A 24,324-nucleotide genomic window follows, 5' to 3' on the forward strand; every position below is an offset into this window, starting at 1 on the left:
GGCAGCAGTCATCGTGCCGCCACTTTACCATCTCTTTAACGTCCATTGTGGACGCGTCCGGCGAGAGATCGGTCACGTGCGGGGAGGCGGCCGGGCGGTAGCATCAGCCCGACCCACCTACCGGGAGGCACACCGATGGCCGACTACGACGTGGTCCTGTTCGGCGCCACGGGCTTCACCGGCGCACTGACGGCGGAACACCTCGCGCGCTCGGCCCCGCCCGGCTGCCGCTGGGCGCTGGCGGGCCGCAACCCCGGCAAGCTGGACGCGTTGCGCACCCGGCTCGCGGAGATCGACGACCGCCTCGGCGACCTGCCGCTGCTGACGGCGGACGTCACGGACGAGGCCTCGCTGCGGGCCGTCGCCGCGTCCGCGAAGGTCGTGATCACCACGGTCGGCCCGTACCTGGAATACGGCGAGCCGCTGGTCGCCGCGTGCGCGGCCGAGGGCACCGACTACGTCGACCTGACCGGTGAGCCCGAGTTCGTCGACCGGATGTACGTCGCCTACCACGCGAAGGCCGCCGAGACCGGCGCGCGGCTGGTCCACTGCTGCGGCTTCGACTCGATCCCGCACGACCTCGGCGCCCACTACACCGTCCAGCAGTTGCCCGAAGGCGTCCCTCTCCAGGTGGACGGCTACGTGCGCGTGGGCGCGAGGCCCTCCGGCGGCACCCTCCTCACGGCGATGACGTCGTTCGCGCGCTACCCGCAGATGACGCGCGCGGCCCGCGAACGTGCCGCGGCCGAACCCGCGAACGCAGGCCGCACCGTGCGCACGCCGGCGGGCACCCCGCACCGCGCCCCCGGAACCCGGCACTGGGCCGTGCCGCTGACCACGATCGACCCGCAGATCGTCGGGCACTCCGCCCGCGCGTCCGAGCGGTACGGCCCCGACTTCCGCTACCGGCACTTCGCGGCGTTCGCGCACCTGCCCTCGGTCGCCGCGGGTGCCGTGGGGATGGGCGCACTCCTCGCGGCCTCGCAGGTGCCGCCGGCCCGACGGGCGCTCTCGCGGCTGCTCGCCCCCGGGCAGGGCCCGAGCCCGGAACGCCGCGCGCGGTCGTGGTTCTCCGTGCGCTTCGAGGGCAACGGCGGCGGCGAGCACGTGACCACGGAGGTCTCCGGCGGCGACCCCGGCTACGACGAGACGGCGAAGATGCTCGGCGAATCCGCGCTCTGCCTCGCCTTCGACGAGCTGCCGGAGACCGCGGGCCAGGTCACCACGGCCACCGCGATGGGCGACGCGCTGATCGGACGGCTCAGCCGCGCCGGGATGACCTTCCGGACACTCTGACCTGCGAGGCGACCCTGGTCGTGTAAGCGGATCGGGCCTCGGGGTCGAGTGAGGTCAGCGCCCGGTCGTCGCCGATCAAAGTGCGCGCGAGCGCCATCAGCGGCTCCGGGGTGAGCGCGGCCAGCAGGTCCCAGCCGCCGACGTAGCGCGGCACCGGGATCTCCGCGCGCCGGGTGCGGCAGCTGCCGACCACGGCCCGCGCGACGTCCTCGGGGTCCACTGTGGGCATTCCCCGGCCGAGCGGCACACCGGAGGACAGCCCGGTCCGGACGGCGCTCGGCAGGACCGCGCTCACGCTGACACCGGTGGACGCGTACTCCCGGCGGACCGCGGCCGTGAGGCCCACGGCGGCGAACTTGCTCGCGTTGTACACCGCCATGCCGGGCAACGGGATCTTGCCGGCCATCGACGCGACGTTCCCGCGGCCGCGCGCGATCATGCCCGGCAGCACCAGCCGCAGGCCGAGCACCGGGCCCCAGACGTTGACGTCGAAAGTGGTGCGGCCCAGTTCGTCCGGCTCCTCCAGGAAGTCGCCCAGCGGCATCACCCCGGCGTTGTTCACCAGCACGTCGACGCGGCCGAATTCCTCGGTGACCGCGTCGACGAAAGCGGCGAACGAGTCCCGCTCGCGCACGTCCAGCGGGTAGGCCCGGCCACCGAACGCCGCTGCCGCTTCCTCCGCGACGGCGGTGTCCAGGTCGCCGACGCACACCGTGGCGCCGGCGCTGGCGAACTCCGCGGCCGTCGCAAGGCCGATGCCACGGCCGCCACCGGTCACGGCGACGACGCAGCGGCTCAGGTCAAGGGTGGGATAACGCATCGGCGGACTCCTCTTCGGACACCAGGTAGTCGGACTCACTGAACGCGCCGACCTGCCCGCGCAGCCGCCCAGTGGAGAACGGCCAGCTGAAGCTGTTGCGCCCGTTGACATCCGTGTAGTAACTCGAGCAGCCGCCCGACTGGTACACGGTGCCCGGCAGCGCGGCCTGCACCTCGGCGTTGAAGCGGTCCTGCGCCTCGCGCCGCACCTCGAGGCTCCCCGAGCCAGTGCGCAGGACCGCCGCGACGACGTGCCGCAGCTGCGCCTCCATGATCATGAACGCCGAGGTGTGGCCGGTGCCGAGGCTGGGCCCGAGCAGCAGGTACAGGTTCGGGAAGCCGGCCACCGACGTGCCGCGGTAAGCCTGCGGGCTGCCCTGCCAGTGGTCGTCCAGGCTCCGGCCGTCGGCGTCGAAAACGCGGGCGGACACGGGCATGTCGAGGATGTGGAAGCCGGTGCCGAAGATGATGGCGTCGGCCTCGGCGGACGAGCCGTCGGCACCGATGACGCGCGAACCCTCCACCGCGCGCACGGCCGTCGGGTGTACGTCCACAGTGGACCGGGTGAGCGCCCGGTAGTAGTTGTTGGACATCAGCAGCCGCTTGCAGCCCAGTGTGTAGTCCGGCGTCAAGGCCTGGCGCAGTTCGGGGTCCCGCACGGTCAGCCGCAGGTGCGCGAGCCCGATCCGCTGCACCTGCCGCAGCAGCCACGGGTGCCGGAAGCCGTAGCCGAGTGTCTCCATCAGCCCGTACTCGGCCGAGCGCAGCGCCCGCCGCAGCGCCGGGAACTGCCGCAGCAGCAGGCGTTCCAGGCCCGGCACGGCGTGGTCGGGCTTCGGCAGCACCCACTGCGCGGTGCGCTGGAACAGGTGCAGCCGCGCGACCTCCGGCGCGATCTCGGGCACGAACTGCACGGCCGACGCGCCGGTGCCGATCACGGCGACACGCTTGCCCGCCAGTTCGTAGTCGTGGTTCCAGCGGGCGGAGTGGAAGACCTCGCCCGGGAACGCGCCGAGCCCCGGCAGGTCCGGGATCCGCGGCTCGTGCCACGGGCCGGTGCCGGCCACCAGGATCCGCGCGGTGTAGCGGCCGTCGGAGGTCTCCAGCTCCCAGCGCGCGCCGGTCCACTGCGCGCGGGTCACCTCGACGCCGAACCGGATGCGGCCGGTCACGCCGAAGCGCCCGGCGGTGTCCCGCAGGTACGCGCGGATCTCGTCCTGGCCCGCGAACGCGCGGCTCCACTCGGGATTCGGCGCGAACGAGTAGGAGTACAGCGCGGACGGGACGTCGCAGGCGCAGCCGGGATAGGTGTTGTCGCGCCAGGTGCCGCCCAGGCTGTCCGCCTTCTCCAGCACGGCAAGGCTTTCGACGCCCGCCTGCGTCAGCCGGATCGCCGCGCCCAGCCCGGAAGCCCCGGCACCGATGACGAGCACTTCGTAGTCGCGCATTTTCGGAGACTAGCAGTATCTCAATACTGACGGTACCCCGATCCGGCGGACGATTAGAGTGCTCCCATGGCCCGACTCACCCGCGCGGAAAGCCAGGCGCGTACCCGCGAGCAGCTCGTCGACACCGCCAAGGAGCTGTTCCTGCGCGACGGGTACTCGGTGACCTCGCTGGAGAAGGTCGCCGACGAGGCCGGGTACTCCAAGGGCGCCGTCTACTCGAACTTCCGCGGCAAGGACGAGCTGTGCCTGGCCGTGCTCGACCGGATCCACGACGAGCAGGTGAACCTCGTCGCGAGCGCGCTGGCCGGCGCCGAGGGGATGGAAGGCCTGCTCACGGCGTTCCAGGCCTGGGCGGAGCGCAGCATCGGCGACGAGGCGTGGACGGCACTGGAGGTCGAGTTCGCCACCAACGCCCGCCGCGACCCGCACGTGCGCGCGGAGCTGGCGAGCCGCGACAAGGCCATCCGCGACACCATCGCCGGCCTGCTCGCCGGCTACGCCGAGCGGTTCGGCATCACGCTGCCGATGCCGGCCGCCGACGCGGCGACGGCGCTGCTCAGCCTGGGGATCGGCCTCGGCGTGCAGCGCGCGATCGACCCGACGATCCCGGTGCACGTGCTGCCGGACGTCATCCGGCTGTTCGCGGGCGGCGGGACGTCCACAAAGGACTAGCGCATACCGAAAAGAACCGGAAGCAAGCCGACCGGGAGGGGCGACACCGCCGCGATCTGCTTGCTTCCGGTCGGTTCGGTATCCACCGGCACAGTCGTCCTCGAACGACCGGTTTACCCCTTGCCGTGTGAGTCACCCTTGGTTATCGTGGCGCTACGCCGCAGCAGCACCCGAAGCACCGTTTCCCCGGCCCTGCCAGGGAATTCGAGGCTTCGGCCGTCATGTCCACGTGTGCTCACCCTGCGGAAAGGGATCCTCAGCCCATGCGCAAGACGATGCGGCCTGTCCTCGTCACCGGTCTGTCGGTGGCCTCGGTCCTCGCTGTCGCGATCGCCACCCCCGCCCTGTCCTCGGCCGCCCCCGCGGCGCCGCCCGCGCTCGTCTCCAGTGCGTCGATCCTCGCCTCCGACGGTGACCTCTCTTCGCCGGAGAAGAAGGAAATCGCGATGGAGCTGGTGTCGAGCGCGGAGAACTCCTCGCTCGACTGGAAGGCGCAGTACTCCTACATCGAGGACATCGGTGACGGCCGCGGCTACACCGCCGGCATCATCGGCTTCTGCTCCGGCACCGGCGACATGCTGGAGCTGGTGCAGGCCTACACCCAGTCCGTGCCGGACAACCCGCTCGCGAAGTACTTGCCCGCGCTGGAGAAGGTGAACGGCTCCGACTCGCACGACGGCCTCGGCTCGGCGTTCGAGAGCGCCTGGAAGGCGGCCGCGGAGACCTCGGAGTTCCAGGCCGCGCAGGACAGCGAGCGCGACCGCGTGTACTTCGACCCGGCCGTGAACCAGGGGAAGTCCGACGGCCTCGGCGTGCTCGGCCAGTTCATCTACTACGACGCCATCGTGATGCACGGCCCCGGCGACAGCTCCGACAGCTTCGGCGGTATCCGTAATTCCGCCATCCAAAAAGCGAAGCCGCCTTCACAGGGCGGCGACGAGACCACCTACCTCAAGGCGTTCCTCGACGCCCGCAAGGTGATCATGAAGCAGGAGGAGGCGCACGCGGACACTTCGCGCGTCGACACCGAGCAGCTGGTGTTCCTCAACGACGGCAACCTCGACCTGCACACGCCGCTGAAGTGGCAGGTCTACGGCGACCCTTACGAGATCAGCTGAGACCGCCCCCGCACCGCGGAAGGCCCGGGATTACTCCGCTCGGGCCTTCCGCGTTCGGCCGTCACCCCTAAGATCGCCGGGTATGAGGCGACTTCTGGTGGTGCTGCTCTGTGCCGCGGCGGCCGCGATCTTCGGCGCGGACGGGCTTTCCGACGCCGCACCGGCCAGCACCCCCGAACGCCTGCCGCTGGCTTACACCGGATCGGCCCGGCAGCTGGTGACTGTGGTGGGCGCTTCCCCTTCGGCGACCACGGCGGTGCTGACGGCGTGGCAGAAGTCCGGCAACCGGTGGGTGCGGGCGCTCGGGCCGTACCCGGCGTTCGTGGGCGCGGACGGGATCGGGCGGGCCAGCGAGTCGACCTCGCACACGCCCGCCGGGGTGTTCACGTTGACCGAGGCCTTCGGGATCCAGCCCAGCAACGGGACCCGGCTCCCGTACCGGCAGGTCGGCCGCTCGGACTGGTGGGTCTCCGACGTGCGGTCGCCGTTCTACAACCAGCACCACTCCTGCGCCCCGGGCACCTGCCCGTTCGACGAGTCGGCCGGCGAGGACCTCGGCGAGGCCGGCCCGGTCTACGATCACGCGACAGTGATCGACTACAACCGGAACCCGGTGGTCCCCGGCGCCGGGTCGGCGTTTTTCCTGCACGTGTCCGCGGGCAGGCCCACGGCCGGCTGCGTCTCGCTGGCCGGGACGGACCTGGACGCCGTGATGCGGTGGCTGGACCCGGCGGCCCGGCCGGTGATCGCCATCGGGCTCGAATCCACCGAAAATCGGGGCAGCGCATGACTTCCACCAGGCACGACGGCGACAGCTGGGACCTGGCCTCCAGCGTCGGCGCGACCGCCACCATGGCCGCGGCGGTCCGGGCGATCGCGACCCGCGCGGATCCTTCGCTCATCAACGACCCGTTCGCCGAACCGCTGGTCCGGGCGGTCGGCGTCGACCTCCTCACCCGGCTGGCGAGCGGTGAAATGGACCCCGGCGACCTGGTCGGGCCGGTCTCGATCGACGTGGCCAAGATCCGCACCAAGTTCTACGACGAGTTCTTCCTCGACGCGGCGAAGGCCGGCGTCACGCAGGCCGTGATCCTGGCTTCGGGGCTGGATTCCCGCACGTACCGGCTGCCCTGGCCGGCCGGGACCGTGGTGTACGAGCTCGACCAGCCGCAGGTCATCGAATTCAAGACCCGCACACTGGCCGAGCTGGGCGCCGCGCCCACCGCCGACCGCCGGGTGGCCGCGGTCGACCTGCGCGACGATTGGCCGGCCGCACTGCGCACCGCCGGATTCGACCCGGCCCGGCCGACCGCGTGGAGCGCCGAAGGCCTGCTGGGCTACCTGCCGCCCGAGGCGCAGGACCGGCTGCTGGACACCGTCACCGAACTCAGCGCGCCGGGCAGCCGGGTGGCCACCGAAAACCGGCCCAACCCGAAGCCGGGCGACGAGAACAAGACGAAGGAAGGCCTGAACCGCATCTCCGACAGCTGGCGTAAGCACGGTTACGCGCCCGACATGGTGAAGCTGCGCTATTTCGGTGAGCGCAACGAAGCGGCTCCCTACCTGACCGGCCTCGGCTGGGCGTTGAACGCGTTCAGCACCCAGGACCTGTTGACTGCCAACAACCTTCCGCCGCTCAAGGACGACGAACTGAGCATGGGCGGCGTGCGCTACGTCAGCGGCGTCCTCGGCAAGACCACGAAGTAGCTGCTAACGCCCCGGCGGCCTCGTTGAAGCGGCCCCTGCGTGATCGGGACATTCACGCCCCGGCGAGCAGGTCCTCCGCCGTGCGGGTGTTGATGATCCGGTCCGCGTCCAGGCCCGCCTTCTCCGCCCGGACGCAGCCGTAGACCTGCCAGTCCAGCTGGCCGGGGGCGTGCGCGTCGCTGTCGATGGCGAAGTCGCAGCCCAGCTCCGCGGCCAGGCGCAGCAGCCGCATGGGCGGGTCGAGGCGTTCCGGGCGTGAGTTGATCTCGACGGCGACGCCGTGCTCGCGGCACGCGGTGAAGACCTTCTCCGCGTCGAAGGCCGACTCCGGGCGCCCTTGGCCACGGACGAGGCGGCCCGTGCAGTGCCCGAGGACGCGGACGTGCGGGTTCGCCACCGCGTCCAGCAGGCGCGGGGTCATCTCGCGGGACGGCATGCGCAGTTTCGAGTGGACGCTCGCCACCACGAAGTCCAGCCGGGACAGCAGCGCCTCGGTCTGGTCCAGGCCGCCGTCGAGCAGGATGTCGACCTCGATGCCGTGCAGCAGCCGGAACGGCGCCAGCGCCTCGTTCACGCGCGCCACCTCGTCCATCTGGCTGCGCAGCCGCTCGGCGGAAAGACCGTGGGCGACGGTGAGCCGCGGCGAATGGTCGGTCAGGACCATCCATTCGTGGCCCAGCTCGCGGCCCGCTTCCGCCATCTCCAGGATCGGGCTGCCGCCGTCGGACCAGTCGGAGTGGGTGTGGCAGTCGCCGCGGAGAGCGGCCCGCAGCGCGCCGCCGTCCGGCAAGTCCGCTTCGCTGACCTTCGCCGCGTACGCCGGGACGCGGCCCATCCAGGCGTCCTCGATCACGCCGGCGGTCGCCTTGCCGATGCCCTTGAGCGCCTGCAGGGTGCCGGACCGGACGCGGCTCTCCAGCTCGTCGGCCGGCAGCCGGTCGACGACCCCCGCGGCCTGCCGGAAGGCGCGGACGCGGTAGGTCGGCTCACCCGCGCGCTCCAGCTGGAACGCGATGTCGCGTAATGCCCGGGCCGGATCCATGCGTCCTGTTCTACCCCCGCCGGGGCAGCTCGTGCAGCTCGACGTCCACCAGTTCGCCGCCGCGGATCTCGGCGGTCTGGTAGGTGCAGGACGGCTGGCGCCGCCGGTCCGTGGGCGAGCCCGGGTTGAGCAGCCGCAGGCCGCCGGGTGTCACCGAGTCCCACGGGATGTGGCTGTGGCCGAACACGAGCACGTCGGTTTCCGGGTACAGCGCGTCGCAGCGCTGCTCGCGGCCCTTGGCGTCGCCGGTCTCGTGCACCACGGCCAGCCGGACGCCGCCGAGGTTCACCCGCGCCACCTCGGGCAGCCACTCCCGCAGCTCCGGGCCGTCGTTGTTGCCGTAGACGCCGACCAGCCGCTTGCTCTCCACGGCGAGCTGGTCGAACGCGTCCAGGTCGACCCAGTCGCCGGCGTGCACGACGACGTCGGCGTGCGCCACCTCGTCCCAGAGCTCGCTGGGCAGCTCCTTCGCCCGTTTCGGCAGATGGGTGTCCGCCACGAGCAGCAGCCGCACTCCGGTCACGCCTCCTCTGGCCCGGTCTCTGGCCCGATCGCGTCGAGCACCCGCTCGAGGAACGAGCCGATGTGCTTGCGCAGCAAGTCTTCCGCACCCCCGGCGTCGCCCTTTTTCGCGGCGTTCAGCACGGCCTTGTGCTCCGCCCACTCCTTGCGCCAGCTCGGGTGCGCGTCCCAGCCGACGACGGTGATCAGCGCGGCCCGGTCCTTGAGGTCGTCCAGGATGGACACCAGCAGCGGGTTGCCGCAGCCGCGGTACAACGCCTGGTGGAACCGCCGGTTCAGCAGGCTCAGCGCGGCGTGGTCCTTGTCGGCGAGCGCGGCCGAGGCCTCTTTCAGCGCCTCCGCGGCGTCCTCGAACAGCGCGGGGTCCCGCCGTTCCACCGAGCGCCGGACGGCCTCGGGCTCGAGCACCATCCGCACGTCGTAGACCGATCGCGCCAGCGCCGCGTCGACCACACACACCGAAGCGCCCTTGTACGGGCTGAACGTCACCAGTCCCGAGTTCGACAGCACCTTCAGCGCCTCGCGCACCGGCGTCTTCGACACGCCCAGCCGCTGGGCCAGCTCGGCCTCGACCAGCGGCTGCCCCGGCCGCAGCTCCCGGGTGAGGATGCCACGCCGGATCTCCTCCAGCACCACTTCGGTGCGGGAGGCGGGCAGGCTGAACGTCGGTGGCATCGGGCGCTCCAGGCTCTCGCGAGATCTGTGCTGTTCAACTTAACCAGGCGCCCGGCGCCGGGGCCCGCGGCGCGCTCGGCGAGGATGATCATATATCAGATGCCATACTCGGCGAGACGAGGAAAGGCGAGGTGGGAACGATCGTGGCCATCAGGAAACCCGAGGAACTCCGCAGCCACCGGTGGTTCGGCGGCGACGAGCTGCGCAGCTTCAGCCACCGGGCGCGGGCCCGTCAGCTGGGTTATCTCCCGGAAGAGCACCTCGGCAAGCCGGTGATCGCGATCCTCAACACCTGGAGCGACATCAACCCGTGCCACATGCACCTGCGGGAACGCGCCGAGCAGGTGAAGCGCGGCGTCTGGCAGGCGGGCGGCTTCCCGCTGGAGTTCCCTGTGGCGACGCTCTCGGAGACCTACCAGAAGCCCACGCCGATGCTCTACCGCAACCTGCTGGCGATGGAGACCGAGGAGATCCTGCGGTCCTACCCGGTCGACGGCGCGGTGCTGATGGGCGGCTGCGACAAGACCACCCCGGCCCTGCTGATGGGCGCGGCCAGCGCCGGGCTGCCCGCGATCTTCGTGCCCGCCGGGCCGATGCTGCGCGGGCACTGGCGCGACCAGACCCTCGGCAGCGGCACCGACATGTGGAAGTACTGGGACGAACGGCGTGCCGGGCTGATCGGCGACGCGGAGCTGTCCGAGCTGGAGCGCGGCCTCGCCCGCTCCCCCGGCCACTGCATGACGATGGGCACGGCGTCCACCATGACCTCGGCCGCCGAGGTGCTGGGCCTGACCCTGCCGGGCGCGGCGTCGATCCCCGCCGTCGACTCCGCCCACCACCGGATGGCCGCGGCGAGCGGCGCGCGGATCGTCGGCCAGGTGTGGGAGGACCTGACCATCACGAAGATCCTCGACCGGCGCGCGTACGCCGACGCGATCACCACCGTGCTCGCGCTCGGCGGCTCGACGAACGCGCTGATCCACCTGATCGCGATGGCCGGGCGCAGCGGGATCGGCCTGACGCCCGCCGATTTCGACGCCCTCGCCCGGCGCGTCCCGGTGCTGGCCAACATCCGCCCCGGCGGCGACTGGCTGATGGAGGACTTCTACTACGCCGGCGGCCTGCCCGGCCTGCTGTCGCGGCTGACCGACCTCCTGCACACCGACCGCGTCACGGTCACCGGGCAGACGCTCGGCGAGACGCTGGCCGAGGCGCGCGTGCACAACGACGACGTGATCCGGCCCCGGGACAACCCGCTGGCGGCCGAGGGCGGCATCGCCGTGCTGCGCGGGAACCTGGCGCCCTCGGGCGCGGTGATCAAGCACATCGCGGCGTCGCCGGCACTGCTCACCCACACCGGGCCCGCGGTGGTGTTCAACGACTACCGCGACCTGAAGCGGCGGATCAACGACCCGTCGCTCGGCATCACCGCGGACTCGGTGCTGGTGCTGCGCGGCTCCGGCCCGCTCGGCGGCCCCGGCATGCCGGAGTACGGCATGCTGCCGATCCCGGACCACCTGCTGGCCCAGGGCGTGCGCGACATGGTGCGGATCTCCGACGCCCGGATGAGCGGCACCAGCTACGGCGCGTGCGTGCTGCACGTGGCGCCGGAATCGCACGTCGGCGGCCCGCTCGCGCTGGTCCGCGACGGTGACCTGATCACCCTCGACGTGCCGGGCCGCGTCCTGCGGCTGGAGGTCGAAAACGCCGAGCTGGAGCGGCGCCGCGCGGAGTGGTCCGCCCCGCCGCCGCATTACGAGCGGGGCTACGGCGCGCTGTACTCCGAGCACATCACGCAGGCGGACGAGGGCTGCGACTTCGACTTCCTCGCCCGGGCCGGCACCACCCCGGAGCCCGATCCACGCTGACCGGTTTGTTCCCTGAGGGGCACTAGTCCGCCATGTCCAGCTTTGCCCGTACCCTGTAGTGCGGGACACAGCAGGAGAGGGTGGAGAGTTGCCGTACGAACCGCGTTGGCCGGGCTCCGAGGGCGAGCAGACCGAGATCCTGCCCGTGGTGATGCCGGGCGACGTGCCACCGGGCCCGGTCCCCGAGCCGGAAGCGGCCCGGCACGATTCCGGACTGCGCCGTCCCGGACTGCGCCGGACCGGCTGGGTAGCCGGCGGGGTGTTCGGCGTCCTGCTGGTCGCGTACCTGATCGACCTGCTGACCAGCCAGGGCAGCGTGCCGCGCGGGGTCACCGTGGCGGGCGTCGACGTCGGCGGCCTTGACCGGCCGGTGGCCGAGCGCGAGCTGCGCAGCCTGATCGAGCCGCGCCTCACGCAGCCGCTCACCGTGACCGCCGGCGAGGCCCGCTCCACGCTGTCGCCGACGCTGGCGGGGCTGCGCCTGGACTGGTCGGCCACCCTGGACCAGGCCGGCGACCAGCCGCTGAACCCGTTCACCCGGCTGTCCTCGTTCTTCACCGGCCGCGAGATCGGCGTCGTCTCGCACGCCGAGGCGGACAAGCTCGACCCGGCGCTGGAAGACCTGCGCGGCCGCGTCGACCGCGACGCCGTGGAAGGCACCGTGCGCTTCGACGGCGCCACCCCCGTCGCCGTACCGCCGCAGGCCGGGCAGAAGCTCGACGTCGCGGCGGCCAAGCGGGCCGTGCTCACCGAGTGGGCGAGCGGGCGGGAGCTGGCGCTGCCGGTCGTCCCGGCGCCCGTGCGGACCACGGCGGAAGGCGTGCGAACCACGCTCGAGCAGTTCGCGAAGCCCGCGGTGGCCGCGCCGGTGACGATCAAGGGCGAGGGCGCCGACGCGAAGCTGCAGCCCAAGGACATCGCCGCCGCGCTGTCGTTCGAGCCGGCCGACGGCGGCGGGCTGACACCGAAGATCGACCCGAAGAAGATCACCGACGTCGCCGGGCCACAGCTCAAGGCGTCGGAGGAAGAGGGCAAGGAGGCCACCGTCGGCTTCTCCGGCGGACAGCCCGTCGTCGAGCCCTCGGTGGACGGCAAGGCCGTGGACTGGGAGCCGAGCCTCAAGCCGCTGCCGGACGTGCTCAAGCGCGCGGACCAGCGTGAGCTGAAGGCCGTCTACAAGAACAGCCCCGCGAAGGTGACCACCGAGCAGGCGAACCAGCTGGGCGTGAAGGAGGTCGTCGGCGAGTTCACCACCGGCGGCTTCGCCACCGACTCCGGCGTCAACATCAAAGTGGTGGCGCAGAAGGTGAACGGCGCCATCGTGAAACCGGGCGAGACGTTCAGCCTCAACGGGTTCACCGGCCCGCGCGGGAAGGCCCAGGGTTACGTCGAGGCGGGCGTGATCGAGAACGGCGCCCCGGCGCGCGAGGTCGGCGGCGGCATCTCGCAGTTCGCCACGACGCTGTACAACGCGGCGTACTTCGGCGGCATGAAGGACGCCGGGCACCGCGAGCACAGCTACTACATCAGCCGCTACCCGCCCGCGCGCGAGGCCACGGTGTTCCAGAACCCCAACGGCTCCAGCGTGATCGACCTGAAGTTCACCAACGACTCCGACACCGGCATCGCGATCCAGACGATCTGGTCGCCGTCCTCGCTGACGGTGAAGCTGTGGGGCACCAAGCGGTACACGGTCGAATCGGTGCCGGGCAGCCGGTCGAACCCGACGGACCCGCCGACCAAACCGGGGCCGGCCGAGAACTGCCACGCCTCCAACGGCGCCCCGGGGTTCACCACGACGGACACGCGGGTGCTGAAGGACGTCTCCAGCGGGCGCGAGGTCTCCCGCTCCACCCGGACCGTCCGCTACAACCCCCAGCCGAAGATCACCTGCGGCGACTGAGTTTCCCGGCGCCGCCCGTTCGGCGAGGCCGTCAAGGCCTCCTTACCCGCGTCCCACGCGGTGAAGGCCTCCCTACCCGCGCGCCACTACCAGGAACGTTGAGCGCCCCCGAACCCGCCGACCCTCACTGTCCACTGCGGACAACGTTGGGCAACATTTGTCCCATTCATGACAATTTGACGGAGTTCGCGATGCCCTGAAGGCCACCATGAGGGCATCCACGTCCCTCATGGTGGCCTTCAGGGCATCACCACCACCCGCTGTAGTCCCGAGCACCTGCCCGCGGGACCGAAACGGGCTCGAACGGGAAAGACACGCTCAGCGGCAGGCCACACCGTCGACCGCAAGTTCCCGACCTTGGCACTGGACGTCGTGAAGGGTAGGCAAGGAGGCCTTCACCGCGTCCCACGCGGGCAAGGAGGCCTTGCCGACGTCGGACACCGGACGCCGGACGCCGGACGCCGGCAAGGAGACCTTCACGCTCCGCGCCGGAGCAGGTACTCTTTGTGTCCTGCCGGGCGTCGATCGGGGGGACGTCGATGGACGACACCGACGAGACCGCCGGTACCGACGGCGGCACCGCGCGGTTCCGCGACATCCTCGCCGTGCGGGAGTTCCGGGCGGTCTGGCTGGCGGAGCTGCAGTCCGTGCTGGGCGACCAGCTCGCCCGCGTCGCGCTGTCCGTGCTGGTGTTCCAGCGGACCGGGTCGGCGGCCTGGCCGGCGCTGACCTACGCGCTCACCTACCTGCCGGACCTCGTCGGCGGCCCGCTGCTCGGCGGCCTGGCCGACCGCTTCCCGCGCCGCGCCGTGATGGTCACGGCGGACCTGCTGCGCGCGCTCCTGGTGGCGGTGCTGGCGATCCCCGGCCTGCCGCTGCCCGTGCTCGCGGTGGTGCTCGTGGTGGTGCAACTGGCGAACGCGCCGTTCTCCTCGGCGCAGGCGGCGGTGGTCCCGGCGGTGCTCGACGGCTCCCGGTACGTGCTCGGCCAGTCGCTGCTGAAGATCACCAACCAGGTGGGCCAGCTCGCCGGGTTCGCGGTCGGCGGGGCGGTCATCGCGCTGATCGGGCCGGGACTGGGGCTGGCCGCCGACGCGGTGACGTTCGGCGTCTCGGCCGTGGTGCTGGCGCTCGGGGTGCGCTCCCGCCCCGCCGCCGACGAACGCGCGGAACGCGTTTCGACGCTGCGCCGGCTCGCCGCCGGAGCCGGCACGATCTGGCGGGACCCGCGGCTGCGGGCGCTGGTGGGGCTCGCGTGGCTGGCGGGGTTCGTGATCGTGCCGGAGGGGCTGGCCGTGCCGTACGCGGCGGAGATCGGCGGCGGCGCGGCGACGGCGGGACTGCTGCTCGCGGCTCACCCGGCGGGCATCGTGCTCGGGGTCTTCGCGCTCGGCCGCTGGGTGCCGGACGCGGTGCGGCTGCGGCTGGTCGGCCCGCTCGCGGCGGGCGCCGTGGTGCCGTTGCTGGGGTACGCGTTCAAGCCCGGCCTGGGCGTGACTGTGGTGCTGCTGCTCGTCTCCGGTGCCTGCGCCGCCTACCAGGTGACGGCGAGCACGACGTTCATGCGGCTGGTCCCGGACGCCGAGCGCGGCCAGGCGTTCGGGCTCGCCGGCTCGGGGCTGATCGCCGTCCAGGGGATCGGGCTGATCGCCGGCGGGGTGGTCGTGGCCCGGCTGGGGTCACCCTCGGTGACCATCGCGGTGATCGCGGCGGCCGGGGTGGTCACCGCGGTCCCGGTCGCGCTCTCCTGGCGGCGGACGTACCGCAGCGTGACGAGCTGAGCGGGAGCCGCGGCCCACGCGTCGTTTCACCAGTTCTGCCCGCGCATGTGCGCCACCCCCTCTCCCGGTCGGGCACGGTCGCCGATCACTGAAGGTGCATCAACCGGCACCATCCGTACCCGGACAGCCGAGTGACAGCGAGTATCCAGGTAGCTACGGTGCTCTGGTGGCCGGGGGCGCACCTCTTGACGGAAACCCACGGACGGACCAGGACAGTCCGTACGAAGTTCACCATGTCAGGATCACCGGAACAGGCCGCTGGGCACTATGGCGGTTACCGAACCGAGGCCTGATCGCCTTCGTTCTGGTCGCCGACGCGGCCGCGCTCACCGGCGCGGTCTGGACCAGTTGGGCTAACCTGCCCGGCCGGGCGGACCTGTTCCCCGCGTTGGCCTTGATCGGCTGCGTCCTGCTGCACACCGAGCTCTCCCGGCCGGTGGAGCAGATGCGCGAACGGTTCGCCGGAACGCCGCACATCAGCCTCGACACCGTGTGGACGTTCGCCGCGGTGCTGCTGCTCCATCCGGCCCTGGCGGCGCTGGTCATCACGACCTCCTTCCTCTACCGCTGGTTCCGCGGCCGGCCGACGCCGCTGTTCCGCCGCGTGTTCTCGGCCGCGGCCACCGTGCTGGCCGGCTACGCCGCCGCGGCGGTGCTGGTCCTGCTGACCACGGTCCCGTTCGCCTCGGCGGCGCGGGACGTCGCGGAGTTCGGCGCGATCGTGCTGGCGGGCCTGGTGTTCCTGGTGGCCAACACGGCGCTGATGACGGTGGCCGTCTACTTCGGCACCCCGCACGAGCGCGTGCGCGACGCGCTGGCCGCGCCGGCGGAGTACGGGCTCGAGGCCGCGACGATCGGGCTGGGCGTGCTGCTCGCGTGGGCGCTGGCGGACTGGCCGGTCGCGCTGCTGCTGGTCGTCGGGATCACCTTGGCGCTGCACCGGAACGTGCTCATCCGCCAGCTGCGCCGCCAGGCCCGCAGCGACGCGAAGACGGGCCTGCTGAACGTCGCCGCCTGGCGCGCGGCCGCGACCGAGGAGCTGGCGCGCGCCGCCAGGGCCGGGCGCACGACCAGCGTGCTGATGCTGGACCTGGACCGGTTCAAACTGGTCAACGACCGGCACGGGCACCTGGTCGGCGACCGCTACCTGCTGGCCGTCGCGGACACCCTGCGCACCGAGGTCCGCGCGGGCGACCTCACCGGCCGGTTCGGCGGCGAGGAGTTCGTGATCCTGCTCCCCGGCACGGCGCCCGTCCACGCGCACGCCATCGCCGAGCGTATCCGCGGCCACATCGCCGACCGGACCGGCGACCTGCCGGAGCCGATCACCGTCTCGATCGGCCTCGCCTCGGCCCCGCCGGCCGCGATGGCGGACATCGACGCCCTCCTCGAAGCCGCCGATACCGCCCTATATGAGGCAAAACACGCAGGCCGTAACCGGACGGCGGGGCATCAGCTCGCCGGATGAGCCGCACGCGCCGGGGTGACCCCGGTAGTCTTCCCGACCTGACCACGGAAGGGGGACGCGGTGGCTGACGAACCGGCAATGGGCCTGTACGGGCTGACAAAACGCTTCGGGACCACGATCGCTGTGGACGACGTACGGCTGGAAGTGCCGAAGGGGTCGTTTTTCGGGCTGGTGGGGCCGAACGGAGCGGGCAAGACGACATCGCTGTCGATGGCGGTCGGGCTGCTGCGCCCGGACTCCGGGCAGGCGCACGTGTTCGGCGTCGACGTGTGGCGGGAGCCGGAGCGGGCCAAGGCCCTGATCGGCGTGCTGCCCGACGGACTGTCCATTCCGGAGCGGCTGACCGGGCGGGAACTGCTGACGTACATGGGACTCCTGCGCGGCCTCGCCCCGGGCACGGTGGCGGAGCGGGCGCAGGAACTGCTCGGCGTGCTGGAGCTGGTGGAGGCCGAGCGCACGCTGGTGATCGACTACTCCGCGGGCATGCGCAAGAAGATCGGCCTCGCCATGGCGCTGCTGCACGGCCCGCGCCTGCTGGTGCTCGACGAGCCGTTCGAGGCCGTCGACCCGGTGTCGGCCTCGACCATCCGCACGATCCTGCAGCGGTTCGTCGGCTCGGGCGGCGCGGTGGTGCTGTCCAGCCACGTGATGGCGCTGGTCGAACAGCTCTGCAGCCACGTCGCGGTGATCACGCGCGGCCGGGTGGTGGCCGCGGGCGCCGTCGACGAGGTCCGCGGCGAGGGCAGCCTGGAGGACGCGTTCGTGCACATCGTGGGCGGGCGCACCGGCGGAGCGGAAGGACTGTCGTGGTTGGCGTCCTCGTCCGACTGAAGCTGCGCGTCCTGCGCAACTCCCTGAAGGGCCGCCAGATCGCCGGAATGCTCGTCGGCGGCGTGTTCGGCCTGCTCGGCGCCGCGGGGACACTCGCGCTGGCGATCGTGCCGATCCACGGGCCGCAGGTGACGGTCGACCTGCTGACGTCGGTGTACGCGGTGTGGGTGCTCGGCTGGGTGCTCGCGCCGGTCGCCACCGGCGGTGGGGACGACACGCTGCGGCCGGAGCACTTCGCGCTGCTGCCGATCGGGCGTCGCAAGCTCGCCGTCGGCCTGCTGGCGGCGAGCTTCGTGGGCGTGGCGGCGGTGGTGAGCCTGCTCGCGTTCCTCGGCCTGTTCGTCTACGGCCTGCGCCTCGGCGTGGGCGCGGCGGTCGTCGGGCTCGTGTTCACGGTGCTGCAGCTGGCTTTCGCCGTGCTGCTCTACCGCGTGGTGATGGCGGCGCTCGGCGCGCTGCTGACCTCGCGCAAGGGCAAGGAGCTCGGCGTCGTCCTGGTCGCGCTCACCGGGCTTTCCGGGGTGGCGCTGAACTACGCGCTCAACAGCCTGGGCCCGGCGATCGTGAACGGGCAGATGCCCGGTTTCGTCGGCGTGGTGCACGCGCTGCCGTCCGGCTGGGGCACGCTCGCCGTGCGCGCGGCGGGCGACGGCTCGTGGGGCACGGCCTTCGGCCTGCTCGCGGCGATGGTCGCGCTGCTCGCCGTGCTCGTCGCCGCGTGGGGCGCGCTGCTGACGAAGCGTGTGACCAGCCCTTCGTTCAGCGGTACCTCGCGGACGCGTGTGAAGGCGCCGGGCACGCGGACCCGGCGGAGCATCCTGCCGGCGACGCCCGTGGGAGCGGTGGCACGTAAGGAACTCTGGACGTGGCGGCGGGACGCGCGCCGCCGGGTCGCGCTGCTCTCGACGCTGATCGTCGGCCTCGTCGTCGCCGTGGTGCCGACGCTCTCGGGCGGCGGCCACCCGGTGCTGGTCCCCTACCTCGGCATCGCGGTGGTCTTCTTCGCGTGCATGCAGTCGGGCAACCTCTACGGCTTCGACGGCAGCTCGCTGTGGCACACGCTGATCGTGCCGGGCGCCGAGCGCGCCGACGTCCGCGGACGGCAGCTCGCGTGGGCGCTGATCATCGCGCCGGTCGCCCTGCTGCTGGCCGCCGTGCTGCCGGGCGCGCTGGGCAAGCCGGGCGCGTACCCGTGGGTGCTGGGCCTGGTGCCGGCGTTGCTGGGCGCGGGGGCGGGGGTGCTGATGCTGCAGTCGGTGTTCCTGGCTTTCCCGCTGCCGGACCAGCGGCGCTCCTCGAGCCCGTGGTCGTCCGGCGGCCGCCCCGGTTGCGCCCGCTTGCTGATGATGTTCGCGACGATGCTGCTCATGGGCGTCGGTGTGCTCCCGGTGCTGGCGCTGGGCGTCGTCGGCGCGTTGGCGGATCTGCCGGTGCTGCAGTGGATCGGCGTGCCGGCCGGCGTCGCCACCGGGCTGCTGCTCGCGTGGTGGTGGGGCGGCATCGCCCAGCGGCGCCTGGTGAGCCACGGGCCGGAGCTGCTCGCCACGGTGAGCAAGGAGCGTTAGGTCGTGGCGGGCCAGTAGCGCGGTCCGCCGTCTGCGGGGATGAGCAGGCCGACGCGCCGCTCTTCGGGCGGCGGATCCGCAGGACGCCGCTCGCCGGACACCTCGTGGCCGATCAGGCCGTACGAGAATCCGGCGGCGGCGTGGACCTGTCGGCCCACTTCGGCCAGCCAGTCGTCGATCGGCCGCCGCCAGGCGAGGTGCGCGAGCGCCCCTTCCCCTTCGAACGGGAAGGGGAAGGCGTCCACGCGCGGCTCGGCGCGGCCCAGCGCGCCGAGCGGCAGGTAGAAGTCGAGCCAGTCGGGCCCGCCGTCCTCGCGGATCGCGACCACCCCGCAGACGACCGGCGTCCCGCCGGGCAGCGTGACGATCCCCTGCAGGTGCTGGTGGCGCCGCAGGGAGCCGAGGGTGCACCCGACCGGCGGCTGCCCGGCGGGCTCGCGGTCGCGGGTGCCGTACCAGTCCGGCACAGGCACGGCCCCGGCCAGTGCGGCCAGCGCGCGCTCCAGACGTGTGTCGCTGGTGGCGCCGAGGTTCAGGGCCAGCTCGTAGAACCCACCGTGCCAGTTGTCGGCGAGGGTGAACGCCGTGGACGTCGTCATCCCGCGATCATCCCGGCTGCTCACGGCCGGGCGCAGCTGGTTTACGGCGCCCTGGCGTGATGCCGCTGCCCGTGAGACCGGGTTCCGCCGTTACGGTGGTCCCCATCGCGACAGCCGCAATGCGTCCACTATGGACGCTCGAGTGGTCCAGGAGGCCCCCTTGCCCACGCGCACCGACCAGCTCCAGCTCGCCGACGGCACTGTCGGACTGCCCGTGTGGCTGCCCGAATCCGGCCGTGGCCCGGGACTCGTGCTGGTCCAGGAGATCTTCGGCCTCGACGCGTACCTGGCCGGGGTCGCCGCGGATCTCGCCGCGCTCGGGTACGTGGTCGCCGTGCCGGAACTGTTCTGGCGGTTCGCCCCCGGCTGGTCGTCGGAGCATGACGAGGCCGGCGTGACCCGGGCGATGGAGGTCTCCGGAGCGTTCGACCCGGCGCAGGGGCTCTTGGACGTCCTCGCGGCGCTCGCCCACCTGCGCGCCCTCCCGGAGGTGACCGACGGCGCCGGTGTCCTGGGCTTCTGTCTGGGCGGCTCCCTGGCCTTCTCCGCCGCCGCGGCCGGCACCCCGGACGTCGCGATCTCCTTCTACGGCTCGGCGGTGGCGTCGGACCTGGCGTCGCTGGCCGAGGTGAGCTGTCCGCTCCAGTTCCATTTCGGCGGGCAGGATCCCTTCATCCCGCGGTCGGACGTCCGCGCGGTCGAGTCCGCGGTGGCTTCGCATCCCGACGCGGAGATCCACGTGCAGGAGGACGCCGGGCACGCGTTCCACAACCGCGTCGCGCCGATGTTCCACCACCCGGCCGCGGCGGCCCGGGCTTGGGCCCTGACAACGGAGTTCCTGCGGCGGACCCTGCCGGCGTAAGCGCCCCCATCAGCGAATCTGTTACTTGTCGCGGTCCGTGGCGGCGGCAGGAGGTCGATTCGTGTGGTCGTAGGATTTCTGTGACGCGGACACGCTGCCGAGGTGGGTGATCGACCATTCCTCTAGTGCGCGTAGTGGTTCGCGCAGGGTGCGGCCCGCTTCGGTCAGCTGGTATTCGAGGCGGATCGGGACTTCGGGGTGGACGGTGCGGTGTACGAGCCCGTCCCGTTCGAGTCCGCGGAGGGTCTGGGTGAGCATCTTCTGCGAGACTGAGTGGTTACCGCAAAGTGCCTTCTTCCCGTTGGAGAGTTGCACTCATACGGTAAGCGCAGCGCGTCGCCCGACGCCACCCGTCACCCAGAAAGGGCATCTCGTGTCTCGTTTCACCGTCATCGGCGGCACCGGCTATGCCGGCTCGGCCATCGTCACGGAGGCCGCTGCCCGCGGTCACCAGGTCACCGCACTGAGCCGCTCGCTGCCCGACGCGCCGATCCCGAACGTCACCTACGTCCAAGGCGACGCCACCGACGAAGCAACGCTGTCTTCGGTCATCGAAGGCGCGGACGTAGCGGTGGCCGTACTCGCCCCGCGCGGCCCGCTGGCCGGCCCCTTCCGCGACGTCTACCGCACCATCGCGCGTCTGGCCGACACCGAGGGCGTGCGCCTGTTCGTCGTCGGCGGCGCCTCGTCGCTGCGCCCCTCGCCCGGGGCAGATCGCTTCGTCACCGACCTCAGCCAAGTCCCCGAAGAGCTCCGTGACGGGATCCTCACCGACGCGGCAGTGATCATCGAGGACCTCCCCGCCACGCCCGCGACACTCGACTGGGTCTATGTCAGCCCGGCGCGCGGGTTCGGTGCGCACGCGCCCGGCGAACGACTCGGCCGCTACCGGCTCGGCGACGACGTCTCGGTCGCCCCCGAGGACGGCGGCGCGATCTCCGCCGCGGACTACGCCCTCGGGTTCGTCGACCTCATCGAAAAAGGCGAGCACCACCGGGAACAGGTCAACCTCAGCCACTGAACCGGCCCCAGCCGTGGCCTGACCGGCCGGCGCTCGAGTACAAGGAAGGCATGCTCCATCGTGGACGATGAAGACGAAAAGACGCGCTACCGGGGATTCGGACCCGTCCTCGGGCTGCCGATCCAGAACGCGCGGGTGGATCTCTCGGCGTTGCCCCCGGATTTCCGGAAGTTGTTCCCGCCCGTGCTCGAGAAGGCCAAGGAGCCGCTGGTCGGCATCACCACGGACGGACACGTCGTACCCGATCTGTTCGCCATCCAGGACACCGGGTGGAATCCCGGGCCAGCAAGCAAAGCGGCGACCGCCTTCCTCGACTGCCTCACCCCCACCCAGCGCGAAAACGTCCTGTTCGCCGTCGACGCCGACGAATGGCGGATGTGGATCAACGCCTTTCCGAGCTGGGACCCGCACGGCCTGCGCCTCGAGGACCTCGAACCCGCGCAACGCGATCGTGCACTCGCGATCCTCCAGGAGTCCTTGTCCACCACCGGTTTCTCCGACGCCCGGACGGCGATGAAACTCAACGCCGCACTCGGCGAGCTGGTCGGGGGATACCGCGACACCCTCACCGAATACTCCTATTCCATCGCGGTGTTCGGCACCCCCTCGACAACCCAGCCGTGGGGATGGCAACTGTGGGGCCACCACCTCGACGTGCACTGCTTCATCCTCGGCAGGCAGATGGTCCTCACCCCGACCTTCATCGGCGCCGAACCCACCGAAGCCGACCGCGGCGTCCACAAGGGCCTGCGCCTGTTCGACGAGCAGCGGGCAGCCGGACTCGACCTGCTGCGCAGCTTGCGCCCCGCGCAGGAAAGCCAGGCCGTTCTCCACTCCTCGATGCGGGTGCAGGACCTGCCCGCCGAACTCGCCGACCCCCTCAACGGCAGGCACCGGGGCGGCGCAGCGCAGGACAACCGCGTCATCCCCTACGCGGGGCTACCGGCCGGCGGACTCTCCCTCCCGCAACGAAATTCACTGCTCCGCTTGGTGAACACCTACGCCCAGCGACTCCCGGACGGTCCCGCCGCCGCGTTCATGGAAAACATCGAACAGCACCTCGACGACACCCACCTCGCCTGGATCGGCGGAACCGGCGACAACGACGCCTTCTACTACCGCGTCCACAGCCCCGTCGTCCTCATCGAATACGACTGCCAGTCAGGCGTCTTCCTCGACAACGACCAGCCCGAACCGTTCCACGTCCACACCATCGTCCGCACCCCCAACGGCGGTGACTACGGACGCGACCTGCTGCGCCGGCACCTCGCCCACCACCATCCGCAGCGCGCAGTGCGGTGATGTCGGCTCCGGGCGCCATCGCTCGCCCCGGGTGCCGGCGGCGCGCAAGGTCGAACGCCGGCGCGATCGCGACCATGCCGGCCGCACTGGTGCGGGGCCGGCATGGTCGAGATCGGCGGGCAATTCCACCGGGTCAAAGGACACGGCCTCCTATCGGTTGGCATCGCAGTATGTCCCGCAGTCCGAGGCGCTGCTTCGCGAATTCATCGACCAGGAGAGCACCGCCGGCTCGCGGCACTGCTCGACACTCCGGACGCCGCGCTACGAGCGGGCATGGTCGACGTCCGGATCCTGGGTCTCGCGGCAGCCTGGTACTTCGGTGCCTGGAAGCCGCCGATCTTCTGCTCGAGCAGTTCGGCCAGCCGCAGCGGGGTGCGGTCCTCGAACATCGGGCCGATGAGCTGCACCCCGACCGGCAGGCCCTCGGCGGACCGGCCCGCGGGTATGGCGGTGGCGGGCAGGCCGGGCATGGTGGCCAGGCCGGCCCAGACGAGCTGGTCGAAGTACGGGTACTCGACGCCGTCGATGTCGAGGCGCCGTTCCAGCGGATTGGGGCTGTGGTCGTGCGGGAACGCGGGCGTCGGCGTGATCGGGCACACCACGGCGTCGAACTCGGCGAACAGCTGCCGCCAGCCGTGGCGGTGGAGCTCGCGGCGGTTGTTCGCCTCCATCCAGTCGCGGTGGCTGAACACCATGGCGCGCTGCCGCACGGCGTCCAGGCTCTGGTCGTCCGCGCTCAGTCCGGCGGCGCGGGTCCGCAGCTGCTCGTCGGCGTCGACGGGAAAACGCGCGACGGAGCCAGAAATCAGCAACTTCATGTAGAGCGTCGCGGCTTCGGTCAGATCGGGCAGCAGCGGAGTGTGCCGTTCGACGCGGGCGCCGCCGTCGGCGAGCGCGTCGGCCACCCGGTTCACGCCCGCCCGCACGGCGGACCCGGTCGGAATGAGCGGATGCTCGTCGAGGACCAGGACCCGGAAGTCGCCGAGCCGCTCGTGGCGCGCGGGCGGGAGCGTCAAGTCGTGCGCCTTGCCGAGCGTCAGCGGGTCCGGTCCGGCCATGACGTCGAGCAGGAGCGCGAGGTCGCGGGCGGTGCGCGCCATCGGACCGACGACGGCGAGGTCGAGGTCGACCGGCAACGGCGGTGCCGGCGGCGCGACCATGCCGCGGGGCGCCGCCAGCCCGAGCGTCGGCTTGTGCGCATAGATGCCACAGAAATGCGCGGGGGTGCGCAGCGAACCGCCGAGGTCGGAGCCGATGGACAGCGCGCCGAACCCGGACGCCAGGGCCGCCGCCGACCCGCCGGAGGATCCGCCCGACGTGCGATCGTGATCCCACGGATTGCTGGTGGTGCCGTAGATCTCGTTGAAGGTCTGGATGTCCTGCAGCCCCAACGGCACATTGGTCTTGCCGAGCACCACCGCGCCCGCGGCCTTGAGCCGCGACACCTGTACCGCGTCCTCGGCCGGCAGGTAGTCCCGGTGTTGCGGCATGCCCCAGTTCGTCGGCAGCCCGGCGATGTCGTACGACTCCTTGACCGTCACCGGAATGCCGAGCAGCGGCCGGTCCTCACCACGCGCACGGGCCTGGTCGGCACGGTGCGCGGCGGCCCGTGCACGGTCGAAGTCCGGCACGCAGATCGCATTGATCACCTCATCGTCGCGCTCGATACGGGCGATCGCCTCTTCGGTCAGTTCCACCGATGTCACCGCACCGGCACGCAACGCAGTAACAAGTTCTTCGGCTGCCTGAAAGCTCCGTTCCATGAATTCGAAGCTATCGGACGGCCGCAGAAGGCACGAAATTCCGGTTCGCGCAACGGGGAGGC

The 24,324-nt window shown here is 71.6% G+C and carries 22 protein-coding genes; 14 read left to right on the forward strand and 8 right to left on the reverse strand.

The genetic code is table 11. The features are described 5' to 3' along the window. The first annotated feature begins 135 nt into the window (after window positions 1-135). Entirely contained in the window at window positions 136-1,296 is a 1,161-nt protein-coding gene (locus OG943_RS23930; RefSeq protein ID WP_328603137.1) for a saccharopine dehydrogenase family protein, read from the forward strand. Here the strand turns inward: OG943_RS23930 and OG943_RS23935 are convergent. Beyond that, a complete protein-coding gene (locus tag OG943_RS23935) occupies window positions 1,262-2,116 on the reverse strand; it encodes an SDR family oxidoreductase (protein WP_328603138.1) in 855 nt (284 codons plus the stop codon). The two genes, OG943_RS23930 and OG943_RS23935, sit on opposite strands and share 35 nt — an antisense overlap. Then, entirely contained in the window at window positions 2,097-3,563 is a 1,467-nt protein-coding gene (locus tag OG943_RS23940) for a flavin-containing monooxygenase (RefSeq protein WP_328603139.1), read from the reverse strand. The genes OG943_RS23935 and OG943_RS23940 overlap by 20 nt, the downstream gene beginning before the upstream one ends. Window positions 3,564-3,629: 66 nt before the next feature. On the opposite strand from OG943_RS23940, the gene OG943_RS23945 reads away from it, so the two are divergent. The 4 genes from OG943_RS23945 (at window position 3,630) to OG943_RS23960 (ending at window position 7,060) form a co-directional block, all read left to right on the forward strand. Beyond that, window positions 3,630-4,235, forward strand: coding sequence for a TetR/AcrR family transcriptional regulator (locus tag OG943_RS23945; protein ID WP_328603140.1), 606 nt, complete (start codon window positions 3,630-3,632; stop codon window positions 4,233-4,235). 263 nt (window positions 4,236-4,498) lie between these two features. Further along, window positions 4,499-5,353, forward strand: coding sequence for a chitosanase (locus OG943_RS23950; protein WP_328603141.1), 855 nt, complete (start codon window positions 4,499-4,501; stop codon window positions 5,351-5,353). An 82-nt stretch (window positions 5,354-5,435) separates the two neighbouring features. Further along, complete coding sequence (locus tag OG943_RS23955) at window positions 5,436-6,143, forward strand: L,D-transpeptidase family protein (RefSeq protein ID WP_328603142.1); 708 nt, start codon at window positions 5,436-5,438, stop codon at window positions 6,141-6,143. Beyond that, the gene (locus OG943_RS23960; protein WP_328603143.1) at window positions 6,140-7,060 is read left to right on the forward strand and encodes a class I SAM-dependent methyltransferase; all 921 of its coding nucleotides are present in this window, start codon (window positions 6,140-6,142) and stop codon (window positions 7,058-7,060) included. The genes OG943_RS23955 and OG943_RS23960 overlap by 4 nt, the downstream gene beginning before the upstream one ends. Before the next feature lie 52 nt (window positions 7,061-7,112). Here the strand turns inward: OG943_RS23960 and OG943_RS23965 are convergent, their stop codons facing one another. From OG943_RS23965 to OG943_RS23975, 3 genes are read right to left on the reverse strand one after another with little or no spacing between them, the layout of a single operon-like run. Next, the gene (locus OG943_RS23965; RefSeq protein ID WP_328603144.1) at window positions 7,113-8,102 is read right to left on the reverse strand and encodes a PHP domain-containing protein; all 990 of its coding nucleotides are present in this window, start codon (window positions 8,100-8,102) and stop codon (window positions 7,113-7,115) included. Window positions 8,103-8,112: 10 nt separating this feature from the next. Beyond that, window positions 8,113-8,616 (reverse strand): metallophosphoesterase family protein, encoded by a 504-nt coding sequence (locus OG943_RS23970; RefSeq protein ID WP_328612139.1) that lies wholly within the window; start codon window positions 8,614-8,616, stop codon window positions 8,113-8,115. A gap of 5 nt (window positions 8,617-8,621) precedes the next feature. Further along, complete coding sequence (locus OG943_RS23975; RefSeq protein ID WP_328603145.1) at window positions 8,622-9,299, reverse strand: GntR family transcriptional regulator; 678 nt, start codon at window positions 9,297-9,299, stop codon at window positions 8,622-8,624. Between the two features lie 149 nt (window positions 9,300-9,448). Between OG943_RS23975 and araD the strand changes: the two genes are divergently transcribed. The 6 genes from araD (at window position 9,449) to OG943_RS24005 (ending at window position 18,715) form a co-directional block, all read left to right on the forward strand. Then, a complete protein-coding gene (gene araD, locus OG943_RS23980) occupies window positions 9,449-11,167 on the forward strand; it encodes an L-arabinonate dehydratase (RefSeq protein WP_328612140.1) in 1,719 nt (572 codons plus the stop codon). A gap of 88 nt (window positions 11,168-11,255) precedes the next feature. Then, entirely contained in the window at window positions 11,256-13,070 is a 1,815-nt protein-coding gene (locus OG943_RS23985; RefSeq protein WP_328603146.1) for a VanW family protein, read from the forward strand. Between the two features lie 539 nt (window positions 13,071-13,609). Beyond that, window positions 13,610-14,851 carry an MFS transporter gene (locus OG943_RS23990; RefSeq protein ID WP_328603147.1) on the forward strand — a complete coding sequence of 414 codons (1,242 nt, stop codon included), beginning with the start codon at window positions 13,610-13,612 and terminating at the stop codon, window positions 14,849-14,851. A 166-nt stretch (window positions 14,852-15,017) separates the two neighbouring features. Next, window positions 15,018-16,319: a GGDEF domain-containing protein gene (locus OG943_RS23995; protein WP_328603148.1), complete on the forward strand. Its 1,302-nt coding sequence runs from the start codon at window positions 15,018-15,020 to the stop codon at window positions 16,317-16,319. 60 nt (window positions 16,320-16,379) lie between these two features. Next, window positions 16,380-17,150: an ABC transporter ATP-binding protein gene (locus tag OG943_RS24000; protein ID WP_328603149.1), complete on the forward strand. Its 771-nt coding sequence runs from the start codon at window positions 16,380-16,382 to the stop codon at window positions 17,148-17,150. Beyond that, window positions 17,126-18,715, forward strand: coding sequence for a hypothetical protein (locus tag OG943_RS24005; protein WP_328603150.1), 1,590 nt, complete (start codon window positions 17,126-17,128; stop codon window positions 18,713-18,715). The genes OG943_RS24000 and OG943_RS24005 overlap by 25 nt, the downstream gene beginning before the upstream one ends. Here OG943_RS24005 and OG943_RS24010 read toward each other — a convergent pair. Next, window positions 18,712-19,314 (reverse strand): hypothetical protein, encoded by a 603-nt coding sequence (locus tag OG943_RS24010; RefSeq protein ID WP_328603151.1) that lies wholly within the window; start codon window positions 19,312-19,314, stop codon window positions 18,712-18,714. The two genes, OG943_RS24005 and OG943_RS24010, sit on opposite strands and share 4 nt — an antisense overlap. Before the next feature lie 160 nt (window positions 19,315-19,474). Between OG943_RS24010 and OG943_RS24015 the strand changes: the two genes are divergently transcribed. Beyond that, window positions 19,475-20,176 carry a dienelactone hydrolase family protein gene (locus OG943_RS24015; protein ID WP_328603152.1) on the forward strand — a complete coding sequence of 234 codons (702 nt, stop codon included), beginning with the start codon at window positions 19,475-19,477 and terminating at the stop codon, window positions 20,174-20,176. 21 nt (window positions 20,177-20,197) lie between these two features. Here the strand turns inward: OG943_RS24015 and OG943_RS24020 are convergent, their stop codons facing one another. Further along, window positions 20,198-20,434, reverse strand: coding sequence for a winged helix-turn-helix transcriptional regulator (locus tag OG943_RS24020; protein WP_442874553.1), 237 nt, complete (start codon window positions 20,432-20,434; stop codon window positions 20,198-20,200). Between the two features lie 115 nt (window positions 20,435-20,549). Between OG943_RS24020 and OG943_RS24025 the strand changes: the two genes are divergently transcribed. Together OG943_RS24025 and OG943_RS24030 are read left to right on the forward strand one after the other, a co-directional pair. After that, a complete protein-coding gene (locus OG943_RS24025; protein ID WP_328603154.1) occupies window positions 20,550-21,197 on the forward strand; it encodes an NAD(P)-dependent oxidoreductase in 648 nt (215 codons plus the stop codon). A 60-nt stretch (window positions 21,198-21,257) separates the two neighbouring features. Continuing rightward, complete coding sequence (locus tag OG943_RS24030; protein WP_328603155.1) at window positions 21,258-22,499, forward strand: DUF3500 domain-containing protein; 1,242 nt, start codon at window positions 21,258-21,260, stop codon at window positions 22,497-22,499. A gap of 203 nt (window positions 22,500-22,702) precedes the next feature. On the opposite strand, the gene OG943_RS24035 is transcribed toward OG943_RS24030, so the two are convergent. Next, complete coding sequence (locus tag OG943_RS24035) at window positions 22,703-24,262, reverse strand: amidase (RefSeq protein WP_328603156.1); 1,560 nt, start codon at window positions 24,260-24,262, stop codon at window positions 22,703-22,705. Between the last annotated feature and the right edge of the window lie 62 nt (window positions 24,263-24,324).

Origin of the sequence: Amycolatopsis sp. NBC_00345, assembly GCF_036116635.1 — a bacterium.
Lineage (GTDB): Bacteria > Actinomycetota > Actinomycetes > Mycobacteriales > Pseudonocardiaceae > Amycolatopsis.

Excerpts from the sequence above, each read along its gene's own strand:
- OG943_RS23930 (WP_328603137.1), top strand. The coding sequence starts at position 136 with ATGGCCGACTACGACGTGGTCCTGTTCGGCGCCACGGGCTTCACCGGC.
- OG943_RS23935 (WP_328603138.1), bottom strand. The coding sequence starts at position 2,116 with ATGCGTTATCCCACCCTTGACCTGAGCCGCTGCGTCGTCGCCGTGACC.
- OG943_RS23940 (WP_328603139.1), bottom strand. The coding sequence starts at position 3,563 with ATGCGCGACTACGAAGTGCTCGTCATCGGTGCCGGGGCTTCCGGGCTG.
- OG943_RS23945 (WP_328603140.1), top strand. The coding sequence starts at position 3,630 with ATGGCCCGACTCACCCGCGCGGAAAGCCAGGCGCGTACCCGCGAGCAG.
- OG943_RS23950 (WP_328603141.1), top strand. The coding sequence starts at position 4,499 with ATGCGCAAGACGATGCGGCCTGTCCTCGTCACCGGTCTGTCGGTGGCC.
- OG943_RS23955 (WP_328603142.1), top strand. The coding sequence starts at position 5,436 with ATGAGGCGACTTCTGGTGGTGCTGCTCTGTGCCGCGGCGGCCGCGATC.
- OG943_RS23960 (WP_328603143.1), top strand. The coding sequence starts at position 6,140 with ATGACTTCCACCAGGCACGACGGCGACAGCTGGGACCTGGCCTCCAGC.
- OG943_RS23965 (WP_328603144.1), bottom strand. The coding sequence starts at position 8,102 with ATGGATCCGGCCCGGGCATTACGCGACATCGCGTTCCAGCTGGAGCGC.
- OG943_RS23975 (WP_328603145.1), bottom strand. The coding sequence starts at position 9,299 with ATGCCACCGACGTTCAGCCTGCCCGCCTCCCGCACCGAAGTGGTGCTG.
- OG943_RS23990 (WP_328603147.1), top strand. The coding sequence starts at position 13,610 with ATGGACGACACCGACGAGACCGCCGGTACCGACGGCGGCACCGCGCGG.
- OG943_RS24010 (WP_328603151.1), bottom strand. The coding sequence starts at position 19,314 with ATGACGACGTCCACGGCGTTCACCCTCGCCGACAACTGGCACGGTGGG.
- OG943_RS24020 (WP_442874553.1), bottom strand. The coding sequence starts at position 20,434 with ATGCTCACCCAGACCCTCCGCGGACTCGAACGGGACGGGCTCGTACAC.
- OG943_RS24035 (WP_328603156.1), bottom strand. The coding sequence starts at position 24,262 with ATGGAACGGAGCTTTCAGGCAGCCGAAGAACTTGTTACTGCGTTGCGT.